This window comes from Leucothrix arctica (assembly GCF_003172895.1).
Classification (GTDB): domain Bacteria; phylum Pseudomonadota; class Gammaproteobacteria; order Thiotrichales; family Thiotrichaceae; genus Leucothrix; species Leucothrix arctica.
The window spans coordinates 19,986-46,608 of the sequence record NZ_QGKL01000031.1 but is presented as its reverse complement, the minus strand read 5'-3'; the positions used below and the strand labels follow the sequence as shown (position 1 = coordinate 46,608).

Here is a 26,623-nt window from a genome sequence, read left to right as displayed (position 1 = left end):
AAAGCTTACTGCGAGTTAAGCAGGGTTTATGTTAATTATCGTACTGTTGCAGACATTCTAACCCAGCCGTCCTGCGTCTCAAACTGAATGTCTTTACAGAGAGGCTGGTAAACTTCAGAAAGTGCTGACTGCTGTTCTTCGAGAACACCTGAAAGGACTATCGTACCGCCGCTATTGGTTAGTGCACAAAGTGATTCAGCGAGTTCAATTAATGGTCCGCAAAGTATGTTTGCAAGCATTAAATCTACTTTGTCGGTAGGCATGTCTTCTGGTAAGTAGCAATGAATTGTACCGTTGGGAATGTCATTTTTCTCTTGGTTATCGACAGTCGCTATCAGTGCTTGATTGTCAATATCGGTTGCTACTACTGATGTAGCACCAAGCTTAATGGCTGCAATCGCAAGTATGCCGCTACCGCAACCATAGTCCACCACTGACTTTCCTGTTGGCGGGTTTTGATCCAGCCACTCAAGACAAAGTGCTGTTGTAGCATGAGTGCCCGTACCAAACGCTAGGCCGGGATCAAGCATAATTTTAACACTATCATCTTCAGGAACTTCAGACCAACTTGGATAAATCCATAAGTTTTCGCCAAACTTCATTGGATGAAAGTCATCCATCCAAAGTCTTTCCCACTGTTGTTCTTCAAGTATTTCCTGATGAAGTTTACTGATCTGCCAAGCGTCCTTATTCGCATTTAAATGCGTTTCAAGCTGGTCAATTAGTAATTGTTCCTCTTCACGAAACAGCATGGTAATGATGATGTCATCCCATAATGGTGTTTCGTTTGGAAGAGGCTCAAGTACAGGGTTATCACCTGCGTCAGCTAAAGTAATTGAGCACGCCCCTCTATTTTCAGCGGCTTCACTAATTAAAGGCTCAGTTTCTTTTGATGCTTGGCAAATCAGTTGTAACCACATTATCTTTCTTTTTCCAGTTTTTTCTCAAGGTAGTGAATATTCGCACCGCCAGCTATGAAGGCTTCGTCAGTTAGAATACGGCGTTGCAGTGGAATGTTAGTTTTAATACCTTCAATAAACATTTCATCCAGCGCGCCAGTCATGCGAGCAATAGCAGTTTCTCTATCTTCACCATGAACGATTAGCTTTCCAATCATCGAGTCGTAGTAAGGGGGGACTGAGTAGCCACCATAGACATGAGTGTCTACGCGAATACCTAAGCCACCAGGTTGGTGAAAACGATCGATACGACCAGGTGAGGGCATAAACGTTTCTGGGTCTTCAGCATTGATTCGGCATTCAATAGAATGACCTTTAGGAATGATATCTTCCTGTTTTATCTGAAGTACTTCACCAGATGCGATAAGTAACTGCTGTTTAACTAAGTCAACGCCAGTAATCATTTCTGTTACTGGGTGCTCTACTTGTAAACGAGTGTTCATTTCTATGAAATAGAACTCATCGTTTTCATACAGAAACTCAAATGTACCTGCGCCACGGTAGCCAATATCTGTACAGGCATCAGTTAGTATTTTACCCATTCGTGCACGTTGCTCTGGAGTAATACCTGGTGCTGGCGCCTCTTCCACAACTTTTTGGTTACGACGCTGCATCGAGCAGTCGCGTTCACATAAGTGAATAGCATTGCCATGAGTGTCAGAAAGTACCTGAAATTCGATATGACGTGGTGTCTGAAGGTATTTTTCCATGTACAGCACATCGTTACCAAATGCACCGCGAGCTTCAGTTTTGGTCAGTACGATCGAGTCTAGAAGTGTCGCGCTATCGTGTACAACACGCATACCACGACCACCACCACCACCTGTTGCTTTGATGATGACTGGGTATCCAATCTCTTCAGCCATTGCTTTAGCTTCTGTACCATCATCTGGAATAGCGCCTTCAGAACCAGGTACACAAGGTACATTCGTTCTAATCATCGCTTCTTTCGCAGAGATCTTATCGCCCATTAGGCGAATAGTTGCAGCAGTTGGACCAACAAAGATAAAGCCACTTTCTTCGACTCTTTCAGCGAAGTCAGCATTCTCAGATAGGAAACCATAACCTGGGTGAATAGCATCGGCATTTGTTACTTCTGCAGCACTTATGATTGCAGGAATATTTAGGTAGCTATCTGTAGAAGAAGGCGGTCCGATACAAACAGACTCATCGGCTAATCTCACGTGTTTAAGGTCACGATCAGCAGTCGAATGAACGGCAACTGTTTTGATTCCTAGTTCACGGCAAGCGCGTAAGATGCGTAAAGCAATCTCACCACGATTTGCAATTAAGAGTTTTTTAATCATATTTAACTCCTATTATTCAATGACAAATAGTGGCTGGCCGAACTCAACAGGCTGTTCATTTTCAACAAGTATTTCAATGATCTTGCCTGACTTTTCAGACTCAATCTGGTTCAGCATTTTCATCGCTTCTACAATGCAAAGTGTGTCACCAATAGAAACCATCTGGCCCACTTCAACAAATGGCTTAGCCGTTGGTGAAGCTGACTTGTAAAAAGTTCCAACCATTGGTGAGTCAATAGTCTCGCCTTTTGGTGCTTGTGCTACTGGTGTAGAGTCAGCAGTTGCCGCCATTGCAAGAGGAGCAGCTGCCATAGGCGCAGCAACTGGTGCTGGTGCAGCAGAGCTATAACGTGAGATACGTACTGACTCTTCACCTTCTTTAATTTCAATTTCTGCAATATCACTGCTATTGATTAGCTCAATCAGTGTTTTTATTTTACGAACGTCCATTGTCTAGGGTCCCCTGTGGTTATTGGGTCGTCAAAATATACTCAAAGGCGGCATTTGTTGTAATTTTATTATCTAAATAGCCTTTCTAATTGATAGATTAGTCCGCTTTTCAGTAAAATATACGATAAATGTCAACTTTTTCGAAGTTAGACGGTGTTAGTGAATTTTCGCGACATTTTACTCCAAAGTAAATGCAGCGGCTAGCTTTGTGGTCGATTATTAATAACTTAGTTATTTTCTGAAAAGAGAGCCTAATAAGCCTCTTACAATCTGTGTGCCTATTCTAGACGCTACAGACCTTGCCATTGTCTTAGCAAAAGCTTCACCGACACTTTGCCTATTTGAAACCCGTTTTTTCGTACTGTTTGCCAGTTTAACTTGAGCTTGTAAGTGCTCTTCCGACGCTTTAATCTTTTCAGCTTTTTCAGCTCGAACGGTTAAAATTTCGTAGGCAGACTCACGATCAACAAGTACATCATAGCGCCCATTAAATGGACTGCTACGCATAACTTGTTGTTGAGTCCCTTCAGGTGCAGGGCCAATCAGGGAGTGAGGAGGGCAGATTAGCGTCTTTTCAACGATACTTGGTACACCATCTTCCTGTAGTACAGACACTAATGCTTCACCTACACCTAGTTGTCCAATAGCTTCTTCTGTATCTAAGTTTGGGTTTGCTCTAAAGGTCTGAGCTGCCGCACGAACTGCTTTTTGGTCTTTCGGTGTGAATGCTCTCAATGCATGTTGAATGCGATTACCTAGTTGACTCAATACACCATCAGGAATGTCCAGAGGGTTTTGAGTAACAAAGTAAATACCAACGCCCTTAGAACGTATTAACTTTACAACTTGCTCAACTTTATTAACAAGAGCATCTGGCGCATCATCAAATAATAAGTGAGCTTCATCGAAGAAAAATACAAGCCTAGGTTTATCTAGGTCTCCAACTTCTGGAAGTGTTTCAAATAGTTCTGAGAGTAACCATAAAAGGAATGTAGCGTAGAGTTGAGGTTTCATCATTAGCTCATCGGCAGCTAAGATGTTTATTTGGCCGTAACCTTTAGCGCCAGTACGCATGAAATCCCAGATATCCAATGCGGGTTCGCCAAAAAACGAATCAGCACCTTGTTGCTCTAAAACAAGCAACCGTCGCAATATCGCACCAACAGATGCAGTGCTAATATTACCGTAGAGTGTTTGGAATTGTGCTCTATTTGTACCCACATAATTCAAAACAGAGCGAAGGTCTTTAAGGTCTAGGAGCAATAATCCTTCTTCATCAGCAAAGCGGAATGCAATATTGATGATGCCTTCTTGTGTGTCATTAAGGTCTAGTAGGCGTGAAAGAAGAAGCGGACCCATATCTGTGATAGTTGTGCGAACAGGGTGGCCTTGCTTTCCAAATAGGTCCCAAAAAACAACAGGGAAGCCTTCTGCTTCGTAGTCTGTAATGCCGATTTTTTCGATTCTTTCGTCGACTTTCTTGTGAGGTTTACCTGGTTGAGTAATACCTGTGAGATCGCCTTTTATATCTGAAAGAAAAACGGGTACGCCAAGCTTTGAAAAGCCTTCGGTAAGCACTTGAAGGGAAACAGTTTTACCTGTACCTGTTGCTCCAGCGATTAAACCGTGTCGGTTTGCAAATCGTGGATCTAGAAAAACTTGATGGTCGCCTTTACCGAGCAAGATGCCATTCGATACTGCCATTTTTATATACGCCTATACAATCGATGGACACCATCATAAGGGCAATACAACATAATGAAAAGTAGGAATAAAAAAAAGGCCTGCCAATGGCAAGCCTTTTTATAAGTCACTAGTTAATATTAGCTAACTAGATTTAATGCACGAAGTGTATCTTTGTTCAAAGTACCCGTCTTAAGGCCTTTAGACTCTTGGAAAGAAGTTAGTGCTTTAACTGTGGTTGGTCCTAAGCGACCATCTAGAGTACCTGGGTTATACCCACGCTGCTGTAACGCTTTTTGTATTCTAAATACTGCATTCTCACGCGTTAGAGGTGTTGCAGGATTGTCGATGAACGTTGACTTAGCTTGAACTTTTGCAGGTTGAACTCTAGTTTGTACTGGCTTATTAACCGCTACAGTACGTACTTTAGGCGCTGCGTAAGAAGGCTGTACGTGAGAAGTTTTTCTCATTTGAGCGACTCTACGCTGTTCTGCTAACTGCTTAGCTTGACGCTGCTTCTGAGCCACAAGTACTTGCTGTTTCGCCTGACGCTGTCTCTGAGCTACAACTGCTTGTTGCTTCGCTTGACGCTGGCGTTGTGCTGCAAGCGCTTGCTGTTGTCTAGCTGCTTGTGCTGCGTTAGCTTGATGCTGACGAGCTTGGTGTGCTTGACGGTTTTGGTTAGTAGAGCGTGCTTTCTTAGCAGATGCTTCACGTTGACGCTGAGCTTCTTGCTTAACCCATAGCTGACGAAGAACTTGTTGCTCATTATTGAAAGCGACAGTCTGCTTACGCTGCTGTGGTGTTACGACGCGCTTTTGAGGTTGAGCAACGTGTCTAACCTGTTTTGCTGGTGTTTTACAAGCAATTGGCTTCCACTGGTAACGTTCTTCGCTTACTTTTGTGCGGTAAGTCTTGTTTACAAAACGTGCTGGTGTATTGATGTTTCTGAACTGAGCAGGAGAAGAAAGCTTCTTCTGCTTAACCGTTTTGTATACAGCAGGTACATGACGTTTAATACGCTGAGCAGCACGTGCTACAACTTTCTGCGTTACTGTGCGGTAAACCGCAGGCACTTTAACTCGACAAAGAATCTCACCCGTCATGTTATCGATACGAGTAACAGGGCCTGTTTTGCCTTTCTGCCAAGTGTAATGAGCGGGTTTAACAAGTACTTTCTTAGTGACAGTACGGTACTGTGCAGGTACATATTGGAAGCGTTGAGTAGCAGGGCGAGCCAATACTCTCTTGTTAATCCATGTGTACTGAGGTCCACGTACTTGTACACGCTTGTTAACTGCTGGGCTTACTTGAATACGTTTAACCGTATTCTTGAACTTAGCTGGCGTCTTAACTTTAGCAAAACACTGACCAGGCTGTGCTGGTGGCATGCCGATGCCTTTATGTCTTACAACAGGCTTAGGTTGGTGTACTTTCTTTGGCGCAACGTAAGGTCTAACAGCTGGTTTAACGACAGCTCTAGCAACAGGCTTAGGCTGCTTAAACATAACCACTGCAGGTGGCTTTTGCTGAAGTTTTGCTGGAAGTGGTACATAAACACGTTTTTGTGCTTGTACATTATGTGAATGTACATCTGTACGTACTGCAACATTGTGAGAATGTGCGTCCGTCATCATTCGAGACTGAACTTGTGAGTCAGCGCCTGAAACTTGCTGACCACCGGCGACTTGTTGTCCGCCTGCTAGTTGTGAACCACCAGCAACTTGAGAGCCACCAGCAATTTGTTGCCCACCACCCTGGAATTGTTGCTGGCTACAACCAGTCATTAATCCTGCTAGCAGTACACTAGAGACGGATAATTTAATTGTTGTATTCATAGTTTTTTTAATCCCCTTGATGGGTGATATTTCGATGTGTGTTTTAACGTTGGATATATATTAAGGTCATTCAAGGGATTTATCTTGCTTATTCCCGCTAAGCGGTGGCCTTTACCGTACAAAATTATTTATTGATGCATTCTTTGTACGGCAAAGGCCAAAATACTTAACTATAATGTTTAATTTTTAACCTGTAGTTTTAGGTGATTACATCAGCAATGACTTTTCCAGTGAGTGCTTTTACTTGGCCTATTTCTTCAGCAGCTTCCAGTAAATCACGCAGAACTTCTTGCGTTTCGTCTTCAAACTTTGCTGCATTTGACTCGAAATGCTCTATGTAAAGTCGAATTGTCGCGCCGCTAGTGCCTGTACCTGACTTTCTAAAGATAATACGAGCGCCATCTTCAAACAGAAAACGGATGCCTTGATTAGTGCTAACAGAGGCGTCAATAGGGTCATGGTAAGTAAAGTTATCAGCAATAGAAATTGTTCTTCCTGCGTACTTCTTACCAGCGGACTTTTCTAATAGAGACTCTAAATGTGTAAATACTTTATCAGCATCTTCAGTTTCTACACCTTCAAAATCATGACGGGTATAGAAGTTACGACCATATTCCTTCCAGTGCTCGCTAACAATTTCTTTAATGCTTTGTTGCTTCACTGCAAGAATGTTTAGCCAGAACAAGACTGCCCAAAGTCCATCTTTTTCACGGACATGGTCAGAGCCAGTACCAAAACTTTCTTCACCACACAGTGTTATCTTGTTAGCATCGAGTAAGTTACCAAAAAATTTCCAACCCGTTGGTGTTTCATAAGACGTTAAATTTAGACGCTCAGCGACACGATCAACCGCTTGGCTTGTTGGCATAGAGCGTGCAACACCTGTAAGACCGTCTTTATAAGCTGGAATTAAGTGAGCATTAGCCGCAAGTATGGCTAGGCTGTCACTAGGTGTGACGTAACAATTAGCTCCAAGAATCATGTTACGGTCGCCATCGCCATCGGATGCTGCACCAAATGCAGGGGCATTATTTGCAAACATGCGTTCTACGAGTTCTTTCGCATGAGCAAGGTTTGGATCTGGGTGTCCACCACCAAAATCTTCTAGGGGTACTGCGCGAATGATATTGTTTGCCGAAACGCCTAATCGATTTCCGAGTATCTCTGTTGCGTAAGGCCCGGTTACAGCGCTCATTGCATCAAAACAAATGCCAAATTCAGGTTTTGCCATTAAGTCACGAATTTTACCAAAATCAAAGAGTGACTCCATCAAGTCTGCATAATCTGCAACCGAGTCGATGACTTCAATTTGCATGCCTAATACAGAAGAGTGACTAAGTTGCTCTAAATCAATCGCATCATTATTGGTGGTTTTATATTGAGAGATAGACTTGCTGTTAGCAAATACCTTGTCTGTCAGTGATTCTGGTGCAGGTCCCCCATTACTAGCATTGTACTTAATACCGAAGTCACCATCTTTACCACCGGGGTTGTGGCTCGCCGATAAAATGATGCCTCCAAGTGCTTTGTATTTACGTATTAGGTGTGACACGGCAGGTGTTGAGAGAATACCTGCTTGGCCAATAAGTAATTTTTCTACGCCGTTTGCGGCTGCCATGCTTATAATTATCTGTATTGCTTCACGGTTATAGTAGCGTCCATCTCCACCGACAACCAAAGTTGATCCCTTGAGTTCTTTTAAACAGTCAAAAACCGACTGTACAAAATTTTCAAGATAGTTTTCTTGTTGGAAAACGGTCACTTGTTTTCTGAGGCCAGAGGTTCCTGGTTTTTGGTCTAAAAAAGGTGATGTTTCAACTAATATGACTTTGCTCATTATAAAGTGGGCTCTTAGGTATGTTAGGAAAATCAAACTGCTCAACAGGTGATAATGATAGGATGTTATTATGGTTTAATCCATAAAATAAGATTAATAGGAGTGTCCAAGCCATGAAGGTCTCTCACCAAGCAAAGAAGTGTCTATGCAAACTGAACTAGCGAACAAGTTAAACTCAAAAGATATCGAACTCCTTAGTAATATAGAGCAGGCAATATTTCCGCCACGCCCCAAGTCTTTTGCTGCACTTATGGAGATGTATGAAATTAACTACATGCAACTACGTATCTTATGTAGGGATATTCGAAGTCTTGATGGGGAGTATGTTTCAAAGCAAGAAAAGGGAATTCCACTGCGTCTAAAAGTACTGGAGCAGAGTAAACATACCAGCATGTTGTTACTCACTTATGACTTTGAGGGTGGCTACGATCATCGACCTGATTTACAAATTCATGTTTTTCATGACTCACGACAAGCAAATGTAATTAGTCGCCGTTGTAAGTTTTTAGGTGATCAAATATCAACACGTAAGATGCATAAAGACAGTCAGTTATTATGCCACTGGAGAAGCAATCGGTTCCTTTTTAAATGGGTTAAGTACTTGCTGCGTCAGGGGTATCATTTTTAGCAGTTGACTCATGGCTATTAATTAAATTTTATATTATTGACTAATGTACTAGGTTACTTATACTAATACCTAGTGATTCACTCGGGAATAGGGTGAATAGAGAAGCTAACTCTATTTCAATTAATGACAACAGTCCGGAGGTTATACAATGAAGCTTTCTACAAAAGGTCGATACGCAGTAACCGCAATGATGGACTTGGCAATTAATGATCGTAATGGTCCAGTTACCCTTGCTGAAATATCTAGCTGTCAGGGTATTTCATTATCATATCTTGAGCAGTTATTTGCAAAGCTACGAAAAGTTGGCTTAGTTGAAGGTGTCAGAGGGCCGGGTGGTGGTTATCGTCTTGGCAAACCAGTTGATAAGGTAACCATTGCTGAAATTATCTTAGCTGTAGATGAGTCGATAGACAGTACGCAATGCCAAGGTACTGAAGATTGTCACGCAGGCGACCGATGTATGACTCATCAGCTATGGGAAGATTTGAGTTTTCGTTTATACGAATTTTTAAACGGCATTACGCTTTCAGACTTTATTAAGCGTCCAGAAGTGAAGCGTGTTTCTGTCGATCAAGGTTCGACGTCTAATCACATCAACAAAATGTTTCAACCTGTGACGGGCTCGCACTAAGTCAAACGCGTTACGCGCTCGTTTTAGTCTGAAATATCTGCTGTTGCGGGTGTATCTGAAGTAACGTCAATTGAGAGTCTATATCATGCTCAATATAGGCGGCCCCAGTGTCTATATAGCAAAGATTTGCTGTAAAAATCGGCTTCTTAACTATCGAATGTCCAACCACAACTAAGTCGATTCCGTCTATCTTAGGTACTGTTTCTGACGCAGTAATATAACGATGGCGTAGTCTAGACCACTGTGCATGTTGCTGTAACTCGACGCTACCTTGTAATTGCTTTATGAATTCCTGCCACGTTAGACCGATAGGTATGTCCGCATGGATTATGCCAATCTCACCAGTATCAGTCGAAACTTGAAAAGCTAATGGTAGTTCGTTAACTCTATCGTAGATTTCCGCACGCTCAGTATCTGATGCTGTAATCCACCATTGACCACCCGCTCGCTCAGTCCAAGACTTATAGATAGACTCAGATTCTTTAGATTGGATCAGTAGCTGTTCGTGGTTACCTTGAATAGCATGAAACCAAGGTTGTTTTAAAAACGCGACAACACGCTTAGACTCAGGGCCTCTGTCAACCAAATCCCCAACCGAAAACATTCGATCGATTACGGTGTCGAATTTCACTGTTTCCATGAGTACTTCTAGAGAGTGAAACATGCCGTGCAAATCGCCGACAACGAAGTCTCTACCTTCATGGTTTTGTGGGAAGTATTTAAATAGTGGGTGTGGCATTTGTTCTATCTAGCCCTTTTATTATCTTTGTCTGTCTATCCAGTGACTGACGATATTGCTGATAATAACATGAAAGCTATAGAGAGGTGTTATCCCTTAAATGCGGCTTTGGAGTTGAGATAGGTGATTTCTTCAGGTGTACTTTCACGGCCCAAAGCCTCATTACGATGAGGGAATCGACCAAATTGCGCGATTATTTCTCTGTGATGCTTAGAGAATCGTACGTTGTCATCCAGTCCTGCGTGTATAAAACGTTCTACACCAAGGTCCTGGTCATCAATATTTTCACTGTGCATCAGTGGCATATAGAGAAAACTAAGTTGTGACTTATCAATCTGTTGATCAAAGTCATTCACAATCGCATGTTTGCAGACATCAACAGCGTGTTGTTCTGTGCTGTAAGCCAGTGCTTTATTGCGAAACATATTTAACGGGAATTGATCAAGAGTGATGCATAAGGCAAGACAGCCCTCAGGGCTATCCTGCCAAAGCTCAAGGTTATAATCCGCAGCATACTGCCAAAGAAATTCGTATTGTTCGGTGATCAACTCATCAATCTCAGGAGTTGACTTAAACCAATGAGACTTCATCGGTTCGCTATACCAAAACGCTAGAACTTCTTCAGCAGACTGCATGATTAACCTTTTTTCGGTGCGTAGATATCAGTACAAGTACCTTCAGCTACTTCTGCCGCAAAGTTCAGCGTCTCTGACAAAGTAGGGTGAGGGTGGATTGTTAGACCTAGATCGTGTGCATCAGCACCCATCTCTAAAGCTAATACTGATTCAGCGATAAGTTCACCCGCATTTGAACCAACAATACCTGATCCGATGATCTGACCAGTTTCTTTATCAAAAAGAACCTTAGTGAGACCTTCGTTACGTCCACGACTTAGTGAGCGACCACTTGCAGCCCAAGGGAATACACCTTTCGTGTACTCAATACCCTTTTCTTTACAAGAAATCTCAGACTCACCCATCCAAGCAATCTCAGGATCTGTGTAAGCAACAGATGGAATAGTGCGAGCATCAAAGTATGCTTTGTGACCCGCAATAACTTCTGCTGCAACTTTTCCTTCGTGTGTTGCTTTGTGAGCAAGCATCGGTTGACCAACAACATCGCCAATCGCAAAGATGTGATCTACGTTAGTTCGCATCTGATTGTCAACGTTAATGAAACCACGCTCATCGACAGCGACGCCTGCATTTTCAGCATCAATCAATAGGCCGTTTGGACTACGACCGATAGCAACAAGTACGCGATCAAACGTCTCAGTTTCAGGTGAGCTGTCGCCTTTAAAGTGACAAACTAAACCTGCTTCTGTTGGCTCGATAGCAGTAACCATTGTGTTGACGTAAATATTTTCATATTTAGCTTTAATGCGCTTCTCGAGTGGGCGAACCAAGTCGCGATCTGGGCCAGGAATAATTCCTGGTCCAAGCTCAACGACTGTGATTTTTGCACCTAATGCATCATAAACCGTGGCCATTTCAAGACCGATGATTCCACCACCAACAACCAGCATGCGCTCAGGAATTTCTGCAAGCTCTAGTGCACCTGTTGAGTCGATAACGCGTGGGTCATCCCAAGGAATGAACGGAAGCTTAGTGACTCGAGAGCCCGCAGCGATAATACAATTATCAAAGCTGATTACCTGAGTGCTACCATCTTCTGCAGTCACAGTAATGCTGTTCGCAGAGCTGAACTTACCGTAGCCATGTACGATTTTAACTTTACGTTGCTTAGCAAGACCTTTTAGTCCGCCAGTTAACTGGCTAACAACTTTGTCTTTGTTAGCACGTACTTTGTCTAAATCAACGGTAGGCTTACCGAAAGTAACACCATGATCTGCAAACTCAGCGGCTTCGTTCATGATCTCAGCAGTGTGTAGAAGTGCTTTTGATGGGATACAACCCACGTTTAAGCAAACACCACCAATACTTTCGTATTTTTCGATCATGATAACGTCTAGACCAAGGTCAGCTGCTCTAAATGCAGCAGTGTAACCACCCGGGCCAGAACCAAGAACAACAAGTGGTGCATGTTGGTCAGATTTACCATCGTAGCTAGATGCAGTAGGAGCAGGGGCGGCAGCGGGTGCCACCTCCGCTGCTGGAGCCGCTTCTGCCGGAGCAGGTGCAGCAGGCTCAGCCGCTGCACTTGATTCCATTTTGAAGATTAAGCTACCTTCTGCAATGTTGTCGCCAACCTTCACAAGTACTTCAGTGATAACACCGCTGTGTGAAGATGGGATTTCCATTGATGCTTTATCAGATTCAACTGTTACCAGTGAGTCCTCAGCTTCAACGGTATCGCCTTTACCGACCAATACTTCGATAACTTCAACACTGTCAAAGTCACCGACGTTTGGAACAATAATTTCTATTTGCTGACTCATGAGATTCTCCTAAACCAGTAAACGACGAATGTCAGAAAGCATGCTTGATAGGTAAGTAGTGAATTGCGCACCAGCAACACCATCAATTACACGGTGATCGTATGATAACGATAACGGCAACATAGTGCGTGGTTGGAATTCTTTACCGTCCCAAACAGGAGCAACTTTAGAGTTAGATACTCCAAGAATCGCCACTTCTGGCAAGTTGATGATCGGTGTGAAGCTAGTTCCACCAACACCACCAAGGCTAGAAATTGTGAAGCAAGCACCTTGCATATCTGAAGGTTTAAGCTTCTTATCTTTTGCCTTACCCGCTAGTACACGAATCTCGTTAGATAGCTCAATAAGTGACTTCTTATCAGCGTCATTAATAACCGGAACAACAAGTCCACCCGGTGTATTAACAGCAATACCGATGTTGATGTACTTCTTAAGAATCAAGTTTTCGCCAGACGCATCCAAAGAGCTGTTAAAGCGAGGGAAAGCCTTAAGTGCTGCAGCAACTGCTTGGATAATGAATGCCAAAGGTGTGATCTTTATACCTTCTCTTTCACGATCTTTCGCTACTTGCTTACGGAAAACTTCCATCTCAGTGATGTCAGCTTCATCAAACTGTGTAACGTGAATAGCTGTAAGGTAGTTTCTGTGAAGGAACTGACCTGTAAGCTTATTGATCTTGTTAAGTGCTTGAGTTTCAACTTCACCAAACTTGCTGAAGTCAATCTCAGGCATTGGCGCAACACCCAGTGCATTACCAGACGCTGGTGCAGCAGCAGAAGCAGGTGCAGACATAACCGCTTTAACGTGGTCGAATAAGTCAGACTTAACGATACGTTGTTTGCGACCAGAACCTTTAACAGAGCCAAGATCAACGCCAAGCTCACGCGCCAAGCGACGAATAGATGGGCTAGCATAAGCACGCTTAAAGCTTACCTCATCAATATTTGCTGTTGGTGACGTTTTTGGCGCAGCAGGTGCCGGAGCAGCTGCTTTAGGTGCTGCAGGAGCAGGCGCTGGTGTAGGTGCCGCCGCAGGAGCAGGCGCTGCTGCTTGTGCTGGCGCTTCTACATCAAGTACTACAACAACAGAGCCTTTAGCAACAGTATCGCCGATGTTGACTTTGATTTCTTTAACGGTACCAGCATCAGAGCAAGGAATTTCCATCGAAGCTTTGTCAGTCTCAACAGTAATTAGTGAGTCTTCAGCTTGAACAGTGTCGCCCACAGATACTAGGATCTCGATGACTTCAACTTCATCAACATCGCCAATATCAGGTACAACAATTTCCTTTGGACCAGCAGAAACAGTTGCTGCAGCGGCCGGAGCCGCCTGAACTGGAGCTGGAGTCGGTGCAGGGGCCGCTGCTGGAGCAGGTGCAGCTTCAACGCCAGCGGTGTCAACACTCGCAGGTGCTTCCGCAGCTGACTCAGCAACGTCTAGTACAATAACTACACTGCCTTCTTTCACTGTGTCGCCAATAGCAATCTTAATCTCTTTAACAACACCGCTGTCAGAGCAAGGGATTTCCATCGACGCTTTATCAGACTCAACGGTAATCAGAGAGTCCTCAGCTTGAACAGTGTCACCTACAGATACTAGGATTTCGATGACTTCAACTTCATCTATATCGCCAATATCGGGAACAATAATGTTTTTATTAGACATAGCGATTCCTTAGGCCTTTAGTGGGTTGATTTTTTCAGCATCAATACCGTACTTTTCGATTGCTTCTGCAACCTTAACAGCAGGTAAAGTACCTTCGTCAGCTAGTGCCTTAAGTGCAGCAACTACCACGTGGAAGCGGTTAACTTCGAAGTGACGACGTAGTTCTTTACGTGTATCACTGCGACCAAAACCATCCGTACCCAATACAGAGTAAGCAGCAGGAACCCACTGGCGAATCTGGTCAGAGTAAGATGCGATGTAGTCAGTTGCAGCAATAACAGGACCACGGTGTCCTTTCAGAAGACTAGTAACATAAGGTACTTTAGCGTCTTCTAGAGGGTGTAGTCTGTTCCAGCGCTCAACGTCATTCGCTTCACGTTGTAGCTCGTTGAAACTTGTCGCACTCCAGATGTCAGCATCAACACCCCAGTCGTTAAGTAGCAACTCAGCACCCGCGATAACTTCACGAAGAATTGTTCCAGAACCCAGTAGCTGAACCTTCTTCTTCTTCTTTCCGCCGCCTTGAAGCAAGTACATACCTTTCAAGATGCCTTCTTCAGCACCCTTAGGCATTGCAGGCATCGTGTAGTTCTCATTCATCGCAGTAATGTAATAGTAAATATCTTCTTGGTTTGCGTACATGCGCTTCAAACCGTCGTGAATAATAACCGCCATCTCATAAGAATAAGTTGGGTCATAGCTCACGCAGTTAGGAATCAAAGCCGCTTGAACCATTCCGTGTCCGTCTTGATGCTGTAGTCCTTCACCCGCTAGGGTAGTACGACCAGCAGTAGCACCAACAAGGAAACCACGTGCACGAGAATCACCCGCAGCCCATGCTAAATCACCAATACGCTGGAAACCGAACATTGAGTAATAGATGTAGAAAGGAACCATATTTACAGCGTGTGTGCTGTAAGACGTTGCTGCTGCAATCCAAGATGAGAATGCACCTGCTTCGTTGATACCTTCTTCAAGGATTTGACCAGTCTTATCTTCTTTATAGAACATAACCTGCTCAGAATCCTGAGGCGTGTACAGCTGGCCTACAGAAGAATGAATACCTAACTGACGGAACATACCTTCCATACCAAACGTACGCGCTTCGTCTGGAACGATAGGAACGATGTGCTTACCTAATTTCTTATCACGAGTAAGGATAGTCAGGATACGTACAAATGCCATAGTCGTAGACATTTCACGATCGCCAGAACCCTTAAGGATCGGATCAAGAATTGAAAGCTCAGGGATAGTCAGTGGAGTAGCAGCCGTTTGACGCTGAGGTAGTGAACCACCTAGCTCTTTACGACGTGCCTTCATGTACTGAATTTCTTCACTGTCTTCAGCAGGCATGTAGTAGTTCGCTGCTGCTGCATCTTCTTCACTAATCGGAATATTGAATTGCTTAGCGAATGAAACCATCTCTTCTTCGTTAAGTTTCTTCTGTCCGTGAGTTCTGTTCTGGCCTTGACCAGCAGCACCCATACCATAACCTTTGACAGTATGCGCTAAGATAACCGTAGGCTGACCTTTGTGGTTAACTGCCGCGTGGTATGCAGCATGAACCTTGTGTGGATCATGACCACCACGGTTTAGACGCCAGATGTCATCATCAGACATCTTAGACACCATTGCTTTAAGCTCTGGAGATGCACCGAAGAAATGCTCACGAACATAAGCGCCGTCTTTCGCTTTATAGTTCTGGAAATCTCCATCAACTACTTCAAGCATGCGCTTCTGTAAAAGACCGTTTTTGTCTTTAGCTAGTAACGGATCCCAGTAAGAGCCCCACATTACTTTGATAACGTTCCAGCCTGAGCCACGTAGATTAGCTTCAAGCTCTTGAACGATTTTACTGTTACCACGTACAGGGCCATCAAGACGCTGTAGGTTACAGTTGATAACCCAAGTTAGGTTGTCTAACTTCTCACGACCTGCAAGAGAACAAGCACCTAGTGATTCTGGCTCATCCATCTCACCATCACCTAGGAATGCCCATACGCGACGGTTTTCAGTGTTAGCAAGACCACGCTGGTGTAGGTAACGCATGAAACGTGCTTGGTAGATAGACTTGATCGGACCAAGACCCATAGATACTGTCGGGAACTGCCAGTAGTCAGGCATCAACCAAGGGTGAGGGTATGAAGACAAACCGCCGCCGTTACTTTCCTGACGAAACTTATCCATATCTTCAACCGAAATACGGCCTTCCAAGAATGAACGAGCGTAGATGCCCGGAGTGATGTGGCCTTGATAATAAATCAAGTCGCCGCCGTTCTCTGCAGAAGGTGCTTTCCAGAAGTGGTTGAAACCAACATCGTAAAGCGTTGCAGAAGATGCAAATGATGCAATGTGACCACCAAGCTCAGAAGCTTTACGGTTAGCACGTACAACCATTGCCGCAGCATTCCAACGGATGAACGAGCGAATACGGCTTTCAATCGCTTGATTACCAGGATTCGGAGTCTCGAGGTGAGTAGGGATTGTATTGATATATGCCGTGTTAGAAGAATAAGGCAGGTTAGCGCCATTAACACGAGCAGTTGCGATTAGGTTTTCAATAATGAAGTGAGCGCGGTCTACGCCCTCTGCTTCAATGATCGCTTCGATGGACTCTTTCCAGTCCGCCGTTTCTTGTGGGTCAATATCCACATTTTGGTTATCGATCGGCATAACAGTGTCTCTCCTCGAGATAGATTACCGCGAAAGAATAACAGTGATTAGGTTTATATTCCAATAAAAATGCAGTCGAAAAAATAACAATAACAAAAGCAATGACTTAGAAAATGTTTTTGTTTTTTCGGTGTTGTTAACCCATTTTTTTAATGGTTATAGGAATTGAATCTTATGTTAATTTATTTTCCATTACTGTAAGATTCATGGATGACTGATGAATCCAATGTATACCCTCTCGGAGGGCGTTTTAGAGGCTTTTTGCCTGTTGTTATTGACCTGGAAACAGGTGGCTTTAACCACCACACAGATGCACTTTTAGAAGTTGCCGCTGTTTTCTTACGCCGAGATGAAAATGGGTATCTTCATCGCCACAACACGCTTAGCTGGCACGTAGAGCCTTTTGAAGGGAGTAATCTAGAGCCTGAATCACTAGCGGTTAATGGTATTGACCCGTTTCAGCCTTTTCGTCAACAGATAGCTGTTCATGAAAGTGTCGCAATTAACGAAATGTTTAAAGCGGTACGTCAAGAGATCAAACTCAACGAATGTAATCGTGCCGTCCTAGTTGGACACAACGCAGCATTTGATTTGAATTTCATGAATGCAGCGGTTGACCGTTTAAAGCAAAAGCGCAATCCATTCCACCCATTTAGTACCTTCGATACTGTGACGTTAGCTGCGATGGCTTTCCAGCAAACGGTATTGGCTCGCTCTGTAAAGAAAGCTGGTTTTGACTGGGATCCTACAGAAGCACACTCTGCGGTTTATGATGCTGAGAAAACAGCTGACTTGTTCTGTCACGTCATGAACAAATGGCAAGAGCATGTCCCTGAGTTAGTGTCTGAGTAAGTACTCTATTATATGACTAGCCGCTTTCAACCACTTGCGGATCGCATGCGCCCTGAGACTCTAGAAGATTACTCGGGGCAGACTCATTTGTTGGGTGAAGGGCGGCCGCTCCGTGCGGCGATCAATCAAGATCGCCTTCATTCTATGTTGTTTTGGGGGCCTCCCGGAACAGGAAAGACAACGCTTGCTCGACTAATAGCTAATTATAGTGGTGCTGCTTTTCAAACACTTTCTGCGGTATTGTCTGGTGTCAAAGATATCCGTATCGCAGTAGAGCGAGCCCAACAGCAATTTGAGATTAATAAGCGTGCTTCCGTGTTGTTTGTTGATGAAGTCCATCGGTTTAACAAAGCACAGCAAGACGCATTTTTACCGCATATCGAAGATGGAACCTTTGTTTTCATCGGCGCTACCACCGAAAACCCATCGTTCGAATTAAATAACGCACTCATGTCTCGCGTCCGTACCTATATATTAAGACCGTTAGAGGTTGAAGATATAACAGCTGTATTATTGCGTGCGATAAAAGATGAAGAGCATGGTTTGGGTAAGTTATCCCTTCAAGTATCTGATAACGTAATTGAAAAATTAGCGAATGCCGCAGATGGTGATGCGCGCCGTGCGTTGAATTGGTTGGAAATTGCGGCTGATTTGGCAGAACCTGCTGAAGATGGTTCGGGTACCGTTATCTCTGAGTCTGTTATTGCGGAGTTGGCTAAAGAAAGTGGTAATCGCTTTGATAAGAAGGGTGATCTGTTCTATGAGCAAATATCAGCACTACACAAGTCAGTACGTGGTAGTAATCCCGATGGGGCTTTGTACTGGTTTTGTCGGATGATTGATGGTGGTTGTGATCCTCATTATGTTGCTCGCCGTATATTGCGTATGGCTAGTGAGGAAGTAGGTAACGCTGACCCTAGATCATTAGGTGTCGCTTTAGACGCATGGCAAACCTACGAACGTTTAGGTAGCCCAGAAGGTGAATTAGCACTGGCGCAAGCGGTTTTGTATCTTGCTGTCGCACCTAAAAGTAATGCAGCTTATAAGGCTTATAACCAAGCAAAAGTTGACGCATCAATGTCAGGTAGTTTAGATGTACCTATGCACTTACGTAATGCGCCTACGCAAATGATGTCAAAAATGGGTTTTGGTGATGGTTATCGCTATGCCCATAACGAAGATGATGCCTACGCGGCAGGTGAAACCTATTTGCCAGAGCAGTTAGAAGGGCGTCAGTATTACGAACCTGTTGCTCGTGGTTTGGAAATCAAAATCAAAGATAAACTTGCCGCTTTGCGGGCATTAGACGAAGCGGCAAAAAATAAATCACCTCGTTGATGTTAGTTGACTATTCAAGCCTGTGTTAAACTACATCTAGCTTGTTTTGATAAGGCAAAGCTCTCTTTTTGCACACCTTAAATTTGTTCTAAATGGATTTAGTTTATGAGTACAACAATTTATATTACAGTGGCAATCATTATTGCGCTGTCCTTGGCAGCACTCGCATTTAAGCTGTTTTATAAACGCTCTACCAAAGAAATGTCTTTTGTTCGAACAGGTTTTGGTGGTGAGCGAGTTTTTAGGGATAACGGTGGTTTCGTTTTTCCAGTGCTTCATGATGTGATTGAAGTAAATATGAAGACACTGAAAATTGTTATCAGTCGTGGTAACGAGCAGTCGCTACGAACCCGTGATCGAATTAAAATCAACGTTAATTCAGAGTTCTTCCTGCGTGTTGAGCCTGAAGCTGCTTCCATTTCTAAAGCAGCACAGACGCTGGGTTCTAAAACAATGGACTCTGAAGCGTTAAAAGAGCAAGTAGAAGGTCGTTGTGATGATGCCTTGCGTCGTGCCGCTGTACTCATGAGTCTTGAGGAAATGAATGACAAGCGTAGTGAGTTTGGCCTCAATGTCGAAGAGGGTGTTAAGACCGATTTGGAAAAAATGGGTCTTATGTTGGAATCAGTTGCACTGACCCAATTAAACCAGACAAGTTTGCAATACTTCGATGCTCAGAATGCATTTGACGCTCAGGGTCTGACTTATGTCCTAGAGAAAATTGCAGACAATGAAAAGAAGCAAAACGAAGTTGAAAACAACAAAATGGTTGCGATTCAAAAAGGTGACTTGGAAGCAAGCAACAAAAAGCTTGAACTTGTAAGGCAGGGTGAGCAAGCAGAGCAAGAACAACAACTAGCGGTTGCGCAAGTTAAATTTAGTACTGAGCGCAAGATTGAAGAAGCAAAAATCCAAACTGAAATTGATTTGGAAGAAGCGCGTCGTTTGCAAAGCCTTGCACTTGCAGCGGCTGAAAAATCAGTCGCCGAAGCGCAAATAGATGCCGATGAAACAAAGGCAAAAGCCGTTACCAAAAGAGAAGAAATTACTACGGCTTTAGAGAAGGCAGGTGCCGATCGAAATCGTATTGTAGAAGTGATTAGTGCCGAGAAAGAAGCTGATCGCCAACGTATATTTGCAACTGCTCATGCTGATGCAGAGGTGCGTGAAGCAGAGGCTGCTAAGGTACGCTTTAAAGTAGAAGCTGAAGGTAAGAGTGCATTAAACAAAGCAGCGAATGAGATGTCCACTGAGCAAGTAGCCCTTAATGTTAAAACTAAGATAGTTCAGCAACTACCTGAAATAATTCGTGAAAGTGTTAAGCCTTTGGAGAATATCGACGGCATTAAGATCATGCAAGTTGATGGCTTTTCAAATGTGACTAGTCGAGGCGGTTCTGGTTCTGGTGGTGGCGCAGCGAGCGGTGGTGGGGGTTCTGGCGGCGGAAGTCTTGCAGATCAAGTGGTGGATGGCGCATTGCGTTATCGAGCACAAGCGCCAATGGTTGAATCATTACTTAATGAGATCGGCCTAAATGGTTCTGGTATAAAGGATTTTACCAAAAGCTTGCAGCGTGAAATAAAGCCTAAGGGTAATGAAGGTACGACTGAACTGGGTCAGTCTGATCTACCAGACGAAGCAGTCTCTGGCGCTAGCTTCTTTAGTGTGGGTGAGATAGATCACGGTGATTTAGAGTCTGACTTACCAGAAGAACGCTAACACTTTATTATCGACTGACTCTTTCTGTATCTATTACATCATCTAATTTATTTAGGTGTTGTAATAGTTTAGAGCGAAAGTCACGACGATGAAGTATCAGTATCACCCACGTCACAACAAGCATATAAACCAGCGGATGTATAAACCAAGTCATGGTTGCCGTTGCAAAATAATACGCCCTAATCCCATCATTAAAATGTCGCGAACCTAAGCCACTTAGTGTTCCCATCAGTTGTGCTAATTCTGAATCCCTTTCCATATCGATCTGTTTTGAATCTGGTACCGCCGCTAATACAACAGCGCTGTAAGAATGTTGCGTGATTGCCCAGCCAAATTTAAAGAATGAAAATACAAATATCAGAACCAAGAACGAAAACTTAAATTCAATGGCCTGTAGGGTGGTTGTCTGCATGAATGATATTTGATTGATTATTTCCATGATCTGCTGTGAGGCACCGATCGACGCAAATAAACCAGCGGTAATAAAGATAGAGGTTGAGCAAAAGAAGGTCACGACTCTCGATAATCCATTAATCACTTGAGAGTCTACTATGCGGTTTTCACGAGACATCATGGTGTGTGACCACTTAATGCGCCACTTCACCATGGTGTTCATGAGTGAGCGCTTGGCGTTGTTAGCATAGTAGTTGTAACCCAACCAACAAGTCGTTGCCCAAATGACAGCAACAAGATCTAGTGTGGGTATGGTTAGGTTAGATAATGCTGTCATAAATAGACCTTTTATCGGCGGTTAGAATTGATCATAATGCGACGCTTCAAAATCATTACAAAAAAACAAATATGATTGCTATAGCAGAACGTATCGCGACAGAATTAAACGTAAAAAGCCAGCAAGTAGATGCGGCCATCGGCTTACTGGATGAAGGTGCAACAGTACCCTTTATCTCACGTTACCGTAAAGAGGTAACTGGCGGGCTGGATGACGGTCAAATGAGAATGCTGTTAGAGCGTTTAGGCTACTTACGAGAATTAGAGTCACGACGTGATGCAATCATTAAGTTGATTGATGAGCAAGACAAGCTAACACCCGAGCTACGTAAAGAAATTCTGACTGCTGACAGCAAGACGCGTCTTGAAGACTTGTACTTGCCTTACAAGCTAAAGCGTCGCACCAAAGGGCAGATTGCTATCGAAGCGGGTATGTTGCCGCTTGCAGATGCGCTATTGGCAGACCCAAGTCTTAACCCTGCAACAGAAGCGGTTAAGTACTTTAATACTGATGAAGACTTCAAAAAGTCATTCGAAGATGAGAAAGGCGTGTTGGATGGTGCTAAATACATCTTAATGGAACGCTTTGCGGAAGATGCTAACTTGTTAGGTGACTTACGTGAGTTTGTATCTGACCGTGGTGAGCTAAAGTCATCGGTAGTCGCAGGTAAAGAACAAGAAGCGGCTAAGTTTAGTGATTACTTTGACAACGCTGACAAGCTGAAGAAAGTACCTTCTCACCGCATATTGGCGATGTTGCGTGGTCGTAATGAAGGCTTCCTACAAATTAAGGTGGATGTGCCTGAAGACGGTTCTGACATGCACCCGTGTGAGTTCAAAATTGCACAACGCAATCATATCTCCGCTCAAGGAAAACCTGCTGACGCTTGGTTAAACGAAGTCGTTCGTTGGACATGGAAAATCAAACTACAGCTAAAACTTGAAACAGAGCTTTTATCTGAGTTACGTCAACGTGCAGAAGTTGAAGCGATCCATGTATTTGGTCAAAACTTGAAAGATTTATTATTAGCTGCACCTGCTGGTCAAAAAGCAACGATGGGTTTAGACCCTGGTTTGCGTACCGGTGTGAAGATTGCGGTGATTGATAATACGGGTAAGTATTTAGACTCGATGGCGATTTTCCCGCACCAGCCACGTAATCAGTGGGATGAGTCGATTGCTTCATTAGCTAAAATGGCAGCGAAGCATAACGTTAACTTGTTAGCGATTGGTAATGGTACGGCTTCAAGAGAAACGGACAAGCTTTGTGGTGAGTTGATCAAGAAGCATGCTGAGCTTGGTTTAACGAAAATCATGGTCAGTGAAGCGGGTGCTTCGGTTTACTCAGCATCCGAAATTGCTGCTGCAGAATTCCCTGACTTAGACGTAACGATTCGTGGTGCTATTTCTATCGCGCGTCGTTTGCAAGATCCATTGGCTGAGTTGGTTAAGATTGACCCTAAGTCGATTGGTGTTGGTCAGTACCAGCATGACGTAAACCAAACACAGCTTGCAAATAACCTTGAGACAGTTGTTGAGGACTGTGTGAATTTGGTAGGTGTTGAAGCGAATACGGCTTCTGCAGCGGTACTTGAGCATGTTGCTGGTTTGAACAAAACGATCGCACAAAACATCGTTGCTTATCGTGATGAGAACGGTGCTTTTACTAACCGTAAGCAGCTAAAGAAAGTACCTCGTTTGGGCGCCAAGTCGTTCGAGCAAGCGGCTGGTTTCTTGCGTATTCGTAACTCGGATAATCCACTGGATGCGTCAGCCGTTCACCCAGAGTCGTACTCTGTGGTTGAAAAAATGATTGCTGACTTAAAGTGCGACATGAAGTCACTGCTTGGTAATAAAGAACAGATCAGTCACTTACAAGCTGAGAAGTACACTGACGAGAAGTTTGGTTTACCGACCGTGACTGACATCATTTCGGAGCTTGATAAGCCGGGTCGTGACCCACGTCCTGAGTTTAAAACAGCATCGTTTAAAGACGGCGTTGAAAAGCTATCTGACCTTAAGCCGGGCATGATATTGGAAGGTACAGTGAGCAACGTTACTCACTTTGGTGCTTTCGTTGATGTCGGTGTCCATCAGGATGGTTTGGTACACATATCAGCGATGTCTGATAAGTTTATTAAAGACCCACATGAGGTCGTTAAAGCGGGTGAAACTGTCAAAGTAAAAGTGATGGAAGTAGAGCCTGAGCGTAAGCGTATTGCGTTGAGTTTGCGACTTGATGATCCTTTAGAGTCTGAGCAGCCAGCGGGTAAAAAGCCTGCGCCTAAGAATGCGAATGATAGTAAGCGTGTGGCTAATCATAATAAGATTAATCAGGGTGGTTCGCGTCGTGAGTCTGGTGGGAGTAGTGCTGCGCCAGTGAATAATGCGTTTGCGGATGCGTTTGCAAAGGCTAGTAAGAGTAAATAATACTTAATGGTCTATGCTCAAAATAGGTAACACTTTGTGGGTTTTTTTATATAAATAAAGGCTGAGAGTCTCTCTATCTTTATTTGTATTATCTTAAGGAGCAACAAATGGAACCTGAGTTTCCAAGACTCAATAATTACCCTTATAAAGAAGTATTTTATTTTGATGGTCAAATTGTTTTAATGAAAAGGGTTTATAAAAATCAATCTCATGACTCCATAGGTATGAGGTGGATGGTCGGAGAGAGCAAATCTGGTTATCCTAATATTTATGGTAAATTTATGTGGATGGTAGTACTAAATAAACTCGCGAGTTTTATATTAGAAGGTATATTTAGTGACCTTGAAGGCCTAAGTTCTAATATAAAAGACTTTCAAGAGTTTATGAGTGCGCTCAATATGACAAGGGAAATTAAAGTTTAGCTAGTAAAGCGTTATGTCTGCTTTATATGTTAGCCCAAGAAAATTAATTACTGCCGGTAGTGTTAGTTGCTGGAGTCTTTAGTTTAATAAGCTATTTGGAGTTTAAAAAGGAGAGGGAGAGATAATGAAGTATTTATTCTGTAATATAGGTTGGATGGCGGAATACAATGGTATTGATGGTGATACTCTCGAACGCGGGGGGCTTACAATAAAGATGATACTGGACACGAAGTCTGTAACTTCACTGAAGTGGGTGAGTCTGTTTTTGGTTATGTTAGGCCTACGGGGCAGATTAAGCTAGAAAATTTAGGTGTATCGAAAAAAGATGATTCGGTAGACAATGTGTTAGTTATTTGGACCGCTGGGCCTGAGGCTGGCGGTACTGCTGTAGTTGGTTGGTACCAGAATGCTACGGTATTCAGGCATGAACAGAAATTAACTGCAAAAAGCCGTAAGCATGCGCAAAATTAATTAGAGATATTTCGAATTAAAGCTAATAAGAAGAACGTGACATTGCTCCCGATGGAGCAGCGTTCGTTGATGATCCCAAGAGCAGTTAAGGGAGGGATTGGGTAGAGTAATATCTGGTATGCAAGCGCTGAAGATAGTGATCAATACACAAAGCCGATCTTAGATTTTATTGAAAATTATGGAGGTCGTGAGCTTATACCAGATATTGACTTCTCCGTATTAGAAGGAAATCCTGGGTTACTAGCTCACATTAAAAGAGAAAGAAACCAGAAGCTTGTCAAATTAAAAAAGAAACAAGTAATTGAGAGCTCAGGACCATTAGCTTGTAAAGTGTGTTCTTTTGATTTTAAGAAAGTTTATGGTGAGCTAGGTGCGGAGTTTTGCGAAGTCCATCATCTAAAAAAATTAGCTGACGCGGAAAAATATGTAGAAACAACATTGTCAGACCTGTCAGTAGTTTGTTCGAATTGTCATCGTATTATTAATCGGACTAACTCAATGAAAACCATAGCTGAAATGAAAGATATGCTTCTTCTTGGTAAGTAGGCCTAGCAAGTAATTTAAGCCGAACTAAAGCGGTTAGCTGTCAAGACCCGCCTGTTCATAAATTCTTTTTCTAAACAGTTCGGGTTTTTCACGGTACCATTTTTTCATTGCTTGCACGGGCGTTAAGTGCGTCAAGTTTCGCTGTATAATGTGGTTATTATATGTCTTCATATATTGATTAAGCGTCAGAGTCATTTCATCCGCATCAGCAAAATAAGTTGTTTTAACCACCTGAGCAATACGCCCGTTGAAGCGTTCTACCATGCCATTTGTTTGAGGATGCTTGGGTGGAATAAGGCGATGATTAATCGTCAATTCAGTACATGCCTGATCAAATAAATGCTGCCCCGTCGGCTCTCGCTCACCACTTACTGTAAAGCGGTCAGTAAATTCTTTACCGTTGTCCGTCAAAATAGTGTTGATTTTGATTGGACAGACTTTGTAGAGGTCTTTAATGAAATTAGAGGTAGTCTTTGCGGTCTTATCATTAATTATCCTCATGTGAACCCAACGTGTGGCTCGGTCGATAGCGACTAGTAGGTAGTATTTTTGTGGGTCATCTGGCATCTTTGGCAGATACTTTATATCGACATGAAGGTAACCAGGTTCGTAATCCTTAAACCGTTTAGGCTTCTCAACATCATATTTACCTGATTGTTCGATGTATAAGGCTTTTATGAAGAGCGCCCCATCTCGGGCTTGATGAGCCCACGAACGACCACTAATAAGTCTTCAATGGTTAAGAGTAAAGAACGCCGTAGCTGAGCAACAATTTCCTCCTGAAGCGGTGTCAGTGAGGTATGAAGTTGATGAGGTCGGTGGTACTTGTCATCAAAATTATCACGGTTCTGCCGCTTAATAATAGTGGATCGACTCACATTAAAGTGGACTGCTTCAGCAAGTGTCATATGTCCCTTACTGGCATGAATTTCTTCGCGCATTTTTGGTGTGGTACGTGCTTGGCTGTGAATATTCATCAAGTGACTTGAAGTGGCGCAGCGTTTACTGCTTAAAGTCTACCTACAGGGCCATAGTTATCAGCGTGCTGGTGTTTTATTTATGGGGTTAGTGCCTCATAGTTTTGAACAAGGTGACTTATTTTCTCCTAAATATACTGATCGTTCAGGCTCTCTTATGGATACAGTTGATTTAATAAACAAAAAAATGGGAAGAGGAATGGTTCGTTTTGCCGGTGAGTCTTATGGTGGTGACTGGCGAATGAATCAAAATATGAAGTCACCAAGCTACACGACACGTGTGGATGAGCTTTATAAAGTCGGCGAGTAATAGTGGTTAAACGCTTTATTT

General features: G+C 43.3%; 22 protein-coding genes and 1 pseudogene. 10 read left to right on the top strand and 13 right to left on the bottom strand.

The annotated features are described in order from the left end of the window. Positions 1–35 precede the first annotated feature (35 nt). From prmA to DKT75_RS10870, 6 genes are all read right to left on the bottom strand, one after another. On the bottom strand, positions 36–920 hold the full coding sequence (gene prmA, locus DKT75_RS10895) for a 50S ribosomal protein L11 methyltransferase (protein ID WP_245923179.1): 885 nt from the start codon (positions 918–920) through the stop codon (positions 36–38). Next, on the bottom strand, positions 920–2,266 hold the full coding sequence (accC, locus tag DKT75_RS10890; protein WP_109823461.1) for an acetyl-CoA carboxylase biotin carboxylase subunit: 1,347 nt from the start codon (positions 2,264–2,266) through the stop codon (positions 920–922). Before accC ends, prmA begins: the two co-directional genes overlap by 1 nt. Before the next feature lie 12 nt (positions 2,267–2,278). Further along, the gene (gene accB / locus DKT75_RS10885; RefSeq protein WP_109823460.1) at positions 2,279–2,716 is read right to left on the bottom strand and encodes an acetyl-CoA carboxylase biotin carboxyl carrier protein; all 438 of its coding nucleotides are present in this window, start codon (positions 2,714–2,716) and stop codon (positions 2,279–2,281) included. 231 nt (positions 2,717–2,947) lie between these two features. Beyond that, positions 2,948–4,420, bottom strand: coding sequence for a helicase HerA-like domain-containing protein (locus tag DKT75_RS10880; RefSeq protein ID WP_109823459.1), 1,473 nt, complete (start codon positions 4,418–4,420; stop codon positions 2,948–2,950). Positions 4,421–4,539: 119 nt separating this feature from the next. After that, positions 4,540–6,237, bottom strand: coding sequence for a peptidoglycan-binding domain-containing protein (locus DKT75_RS10875; RefSeq protein WP_109823458.1), 1,698 nt, complete (start codon positions 6,235–6,237; stop codon positions 4,540–4,542). A 199-nt stretch (positions 6,238–6,436) separates the two neighbouring features. Beyond that, on the bottom strand, positions 6,437–8,074 hold the full coding sequence (locus tag DKT75_RS10870; protein WP_109823457.1) for an alpha-D-glucose phosphate-specific phosphoglucomutase: 1,638 nt from the start codon (positions 8,072–8,074) through the stop codon (positions 6,437–6,439). 145 nt (positions 8,075–8,219) lie between these two features. Between DKT75_RS10870 and DKT75_RS10865 the strand changes: the two genes are divergently transcribed. After that, positions 8,220–8,702 carry a DUF1249 domain-containing protein gene (locus DKT75_RS10865; protein ID WP_109823456.1) on the top strand — a complete coding sequence of 161 codons (483 nt, stop codon included), beginning with the start codon at positions 8,220–8,222 and terminating at the stop codon, positions 8,700–8,702. Positions 8,703–8,850: 148 nt separating this feature from the next. After that, positions 8,851–9,333 (top strand): Fe-S cluster assembly transcription factor, encoded by a 483-nt coding sequence (locus DKT75_RS10860; RefSeq protein WP_109823455.1) that lies wholly within the window; start codon positions 8,851–8,853, stop codon positions 9,331–9,333. A gap of 10 nt (positions 9,334–9,343) precedes the next feature. On the opposite strand, the gene DKT75_RS10855 is transcribed toward DKT75_RS10860, so the two are convergent. From DKT75_RS10855 to aceE, 5 genes are all read right to left on the bottom strand, one after another. Then, positions 9,344–10,072: a metallophosphoesterase gene (locus DKT75_RS10855; RefSeq protein ID WP_109823454.1), complete on the bottom strand. Its 729-nt coding sequence runs from the start codon at positions 10,070–10,072 to the stop codon at positions 9,344–9,346. Positions 10,073–10,161: 89 nt separating this feature from the next. Further along, on the bottom strand, positions 10,162–10,707 hold the full coding sequence (locus DKT75_RS10850) for a DUF924 family protein (protein ID WP_109823453.1): 546 nt from the start codon (positions 10,705–10,707) through the stop codon (positions 10,162–10,164). Between the two features lie 2 nt (positions 10,708–10,709). After that, the gene (gene lpdA, locus DKT75_RS10845; protein WP_109823452.1) at positions 10,710–12,470 is read right to left on the bottom strand and encodes a dihydrolipoyl dehydrogenase; all 1,761 of its coding nucleotides are present in this window, start codon (positions 12,468–12,470) and stop codon (positions 10,710–10,712) included. 9 nt (positions 12,471–12,479) lie between these two features. Beyond that, positions 12,480–14,135, bottom strand: a complete 1,656-nt coding sequence (gene aceF, locus DKT75_RS10840) for a dihydrolipoyllysine-residue acetyltransferase (protein ID WP_109823451.1) — start codon at positions 14,133–14,135, stop codon at positions 12,480–12,482. Positions 14,136–14,144: 9 nt separating this feature from the next. After that, on the bottom strand, positions 14,145–16,808 hold the full coding sequence (gene aceE / locus DKT75_RS10835) for a pyruvate dehydrogenase (acetyl-transferring), homodimeric type (RefSeq protein ID WP_109823450.1): 2,664 nt from the start codon (positions 16,806–16,808) through the stop codon (positions 14,145–14,147). 210 nt (positions 16,809–17,018) lie between these two features. Here aceE and rnt point away from each other — a divergent pair, with 210 nt between their 5' ends. From rnt to DKT75_RS10820, 3 genes are all read left to right on the top strand, one after another. Continuing rightward, positions 17,019–17,660, top strand: coding sequence for a ribonuclease T (gene rnt, locus DKT75_RS10830; protein ID WP_109823449.1), 642 nt, complete (start codon positions 17,019–17,021; stop codon positions 17,658–17,660). Between the two features lie 12 nt (positions 17,661–17,672). Then, positions 17,673–18,998, top strand: a complete 1,326-nt coding sequence (locus DKT75_RS10825; RefSeq protein WP_109823448.1) for a replication-associated recombination protein A — start codon at positions 17,673–17,675, stop codon at positions 18,996–18,998. A 105-nt stretch (positions 18,999–19,103) separates the two neighbouring features. After that, entirely contained in the window at positions 19,104–20,717 is a 1,614-nt protein-coding gene (locus DKT75_RS10820; protein ID WP_109823447.1) for a flotillin family protein, read from the top strand. Between the two features lie 7 nt (positions 20,718–20,724). Here DKT75_RS10820 and DKT75_RS10815 read toward each other — a convergent pair whose 3' ends face one another. Then, the gene (locus DKT75_RS10815; RefSeq protein ID WP_109823446.1) at positions 20,725–21,447 is read right to left on the bottom strand and encodes a DUF599 domain-containing protein; all 723 of its coding nucleotides are present in this window, start codon (positions 21,445–21,447) and stop codon (positions 20,725–20,727) included. A gap of 71 nt (positions 21,448–21,518) precedes the next feature. On the opposite strand from DKT75_RS10815, the gene DKT75_RS10810 reads away from it, so the two are divergent. From DKT75_RS10810 to DKT75_RS22515, 4 genes are all read left to right on the top strand, one after another. Next, positions 21,519–23,876, top strand: coding sequence for a Tex family protein (locus tag DKT75_RS10810; protein ID WP_109823445.1), 2,358 nt, complete (start codon positions 21,519–21,521; stop codon positions 23,874–23,876). A gap of 107 nt (positions 23,877–23,983) precedes the next feature. Further along, positions 23,984–24,298: a hypothetical protein gene (locus tag DKT75_RS10805; protein WP_109823444.1), complete on the top strand. Its 315-nt coding sequence runs from the start codon at positions 23,984–23,986 to the stop codon at positions 24,296–24,298. Positions 24,299–24,547: 249 nt separating this feature from the next. Beyond that, positions 24,548–24,769: a hypothetical protein gene (locus tag DKT75_RS22035; protein ID WP_211665374.1), complete on the top strand. Its 222-nt coding sequence runs from the start codon at positions 24,548–24,550 to the stop codon at positions 24,767–24,769. Between the two features lie 330 nt (positions 24,770–25,099). Further along, positions 25,100–25,315 carry an HNH endonuclease gene (locus DKT75_RS22515; RefSeq protein ID WP_211665371.1) on the top strand — a complete coding sequence of 72 codons (216 nt, stop codon included), beginning with the start codon at positions 25,100–25,102 and terminating at the stop codon, positions 25,313–25,315. A 33-nt stretch (positions 25,316–25,348) separates the two neighbouring features. Here DKT75_RS22515 and DKT75_RS10795 read toward each other — a convergent pair. Then, a pseudogene (locus DKT75_RS10795) lies at positions 25,349–26,292 on the bottom strand (DDE-type integrase/transposase/recombinase). 13 nt (positions 26,293–26,305) lie between these two features. Between DKT75_RS10795 and DKT75_RS10790 the strand changes: the two are divergent. Beyond that, positions 26,306–26,602 carry a DUF4113 domain-containing protein gene (locus DKT75_RS10790; protein ID WP_109823443.1) on the top strand — a complete coding sequence of 99 codons (297 nt, stop codon included), beginning with the start codon at positions 26,306–26,308 and terminating at the stop codon, positions 26,600–26,602. Positions 26,603–26,623 lie beyond the last annotated feature (21 nt).

Excerpts from the sequence above, each read along its gene's own strand:
- prmA (WP_245923179.1), bottom strand. The coding sequence starts at position 920 with ATGTGGTTACAACTGATTTGCCAAGCATCAAAAGAAACTGAGCCTTTA.
- DKT75_RS10855 (WP_109823454.1), bottom strand. The coding sequence starts at position 10,072 with ATGCCACACCCACTATTTAAATACTTCCCACAAAACCATGAAGGTAGA.
- DKT75_RS10880 (WP_109823459.1), bottom strand. The coding sequence starts at position 4,420 with ATGGCAGTATCGAATGGCATCTTGCTCGGTAAAGGCGACCATCAAGTT.
- DKT75_RS10825 (WP_109823448.1), top strand. The coding sequence starts at position 17,673 with ATGACTAGCCGCTTTCAACCACTTGCGGATCGCATGCGCCCTGAGACT.
- DKT75_RS10805 (WP_109823444.1), top strand. The coding sequence starts at position 23,984 with ATGGAACCTGAGTTTCCAAGACTCAATAATTACCCTTATAAAGAAGTA.
- DKT75_RS10865 (WP_109823456.1), top strand. The coding sequence starts at position 8,220 with ATGCAAACTGAACTAGCGAACAAGTTAAACTCAAAAGATATCGAACTC.
- DKT75_RS10815 (WP_109823446.1), bottom strand. The coding sequence starts at position 21,447 with ATGACAGCATTATCTAACCTAACCATACCCACACTAGATCTTGTTGCT.
- accB (WP_109823460.1), bottom strand. The coding sequence starts at position 2,716 with ATGGACGTTCGTAAAATAAAAACACTGATTGAGCTAATCAATAGCAGT.
- DKT75_RS10850 (WP_109823453.1), bottom strand. The coding sequence starts at position 10,707 with ATGCAGTCTGCTGAAGAAGTTCTAGCGTTTTGGTATAGCGAACCGATG.
- DKT75_RS10860 (WP_109823455.1), top strand. The coding sequence starts at position 8,851 with ATGAAGCTTTCTACAAAAGGTCGATACGCAGTAACCGCAATGATGGAC.
- DKT75_RS10810 (WP_109823445.1), top strand. The coding sequence starts at position 21,519 with ATGATTGCTATAGCAGAACGTATCGCGACAGAATTAAACGTAAAAAGC.
- aceE (WP_109823450.1), bottom strand. The coding sequence starts at position 16,808 with ATGCCGATCGATAACCAAAATGTGGATATTGACCCACAAGAAACGGCG.
- DKT75_RS10870 (WP_109823457.1), bottom strand. The coding sequence starts at position 8,074 with ATGAGCAAAGTCATATTAGTTGAAACATCACCTTTTTTAGACCAAAAA.
- DKT75_RS10820 (WP_109823447.1), top strand. The coding sequence starts at position 19,104 with ATGAGTACAACAATTTATATTACAGTGGCAATCATTATTGCGCTGTCC.
- lpdA (WP_109823452.1), bottom strand. The coding sequence starts at position 12,470 with ATGAGTCAGCAAATAGAAATTATTGTTCCAAACGTCGGTGACTTTGAC.
- aceF (WP_109823451.1), bottom strand. The coding sequence starts at position 14,135 with ATGTCTAATAAAAACATTATTGTTCCCGATATTGGCGATATAGATGAA.
- accC (WP_109823461.1), bottom strand. The coding sequence starts at position 2,266 with ATGATTAAAAAACTCTTAATTGCAAATCGTGGTGAGATTGCTTTACGC.
- rnt (WP_109823449.1), top strand. The coding sequence starts at position 17,019 with ATGACTGATGAATCCAATGTATACCCTCTCGGAGGGCGTTTTAGAGGC.
- DKT75_RS10875 (WP_109823458.1), bottom strand. The coding sequence starts at position 6,237 with ATGAATACAACAATTAAATTATCCGTCTCTAGTGTACTGCTAGCAGGA.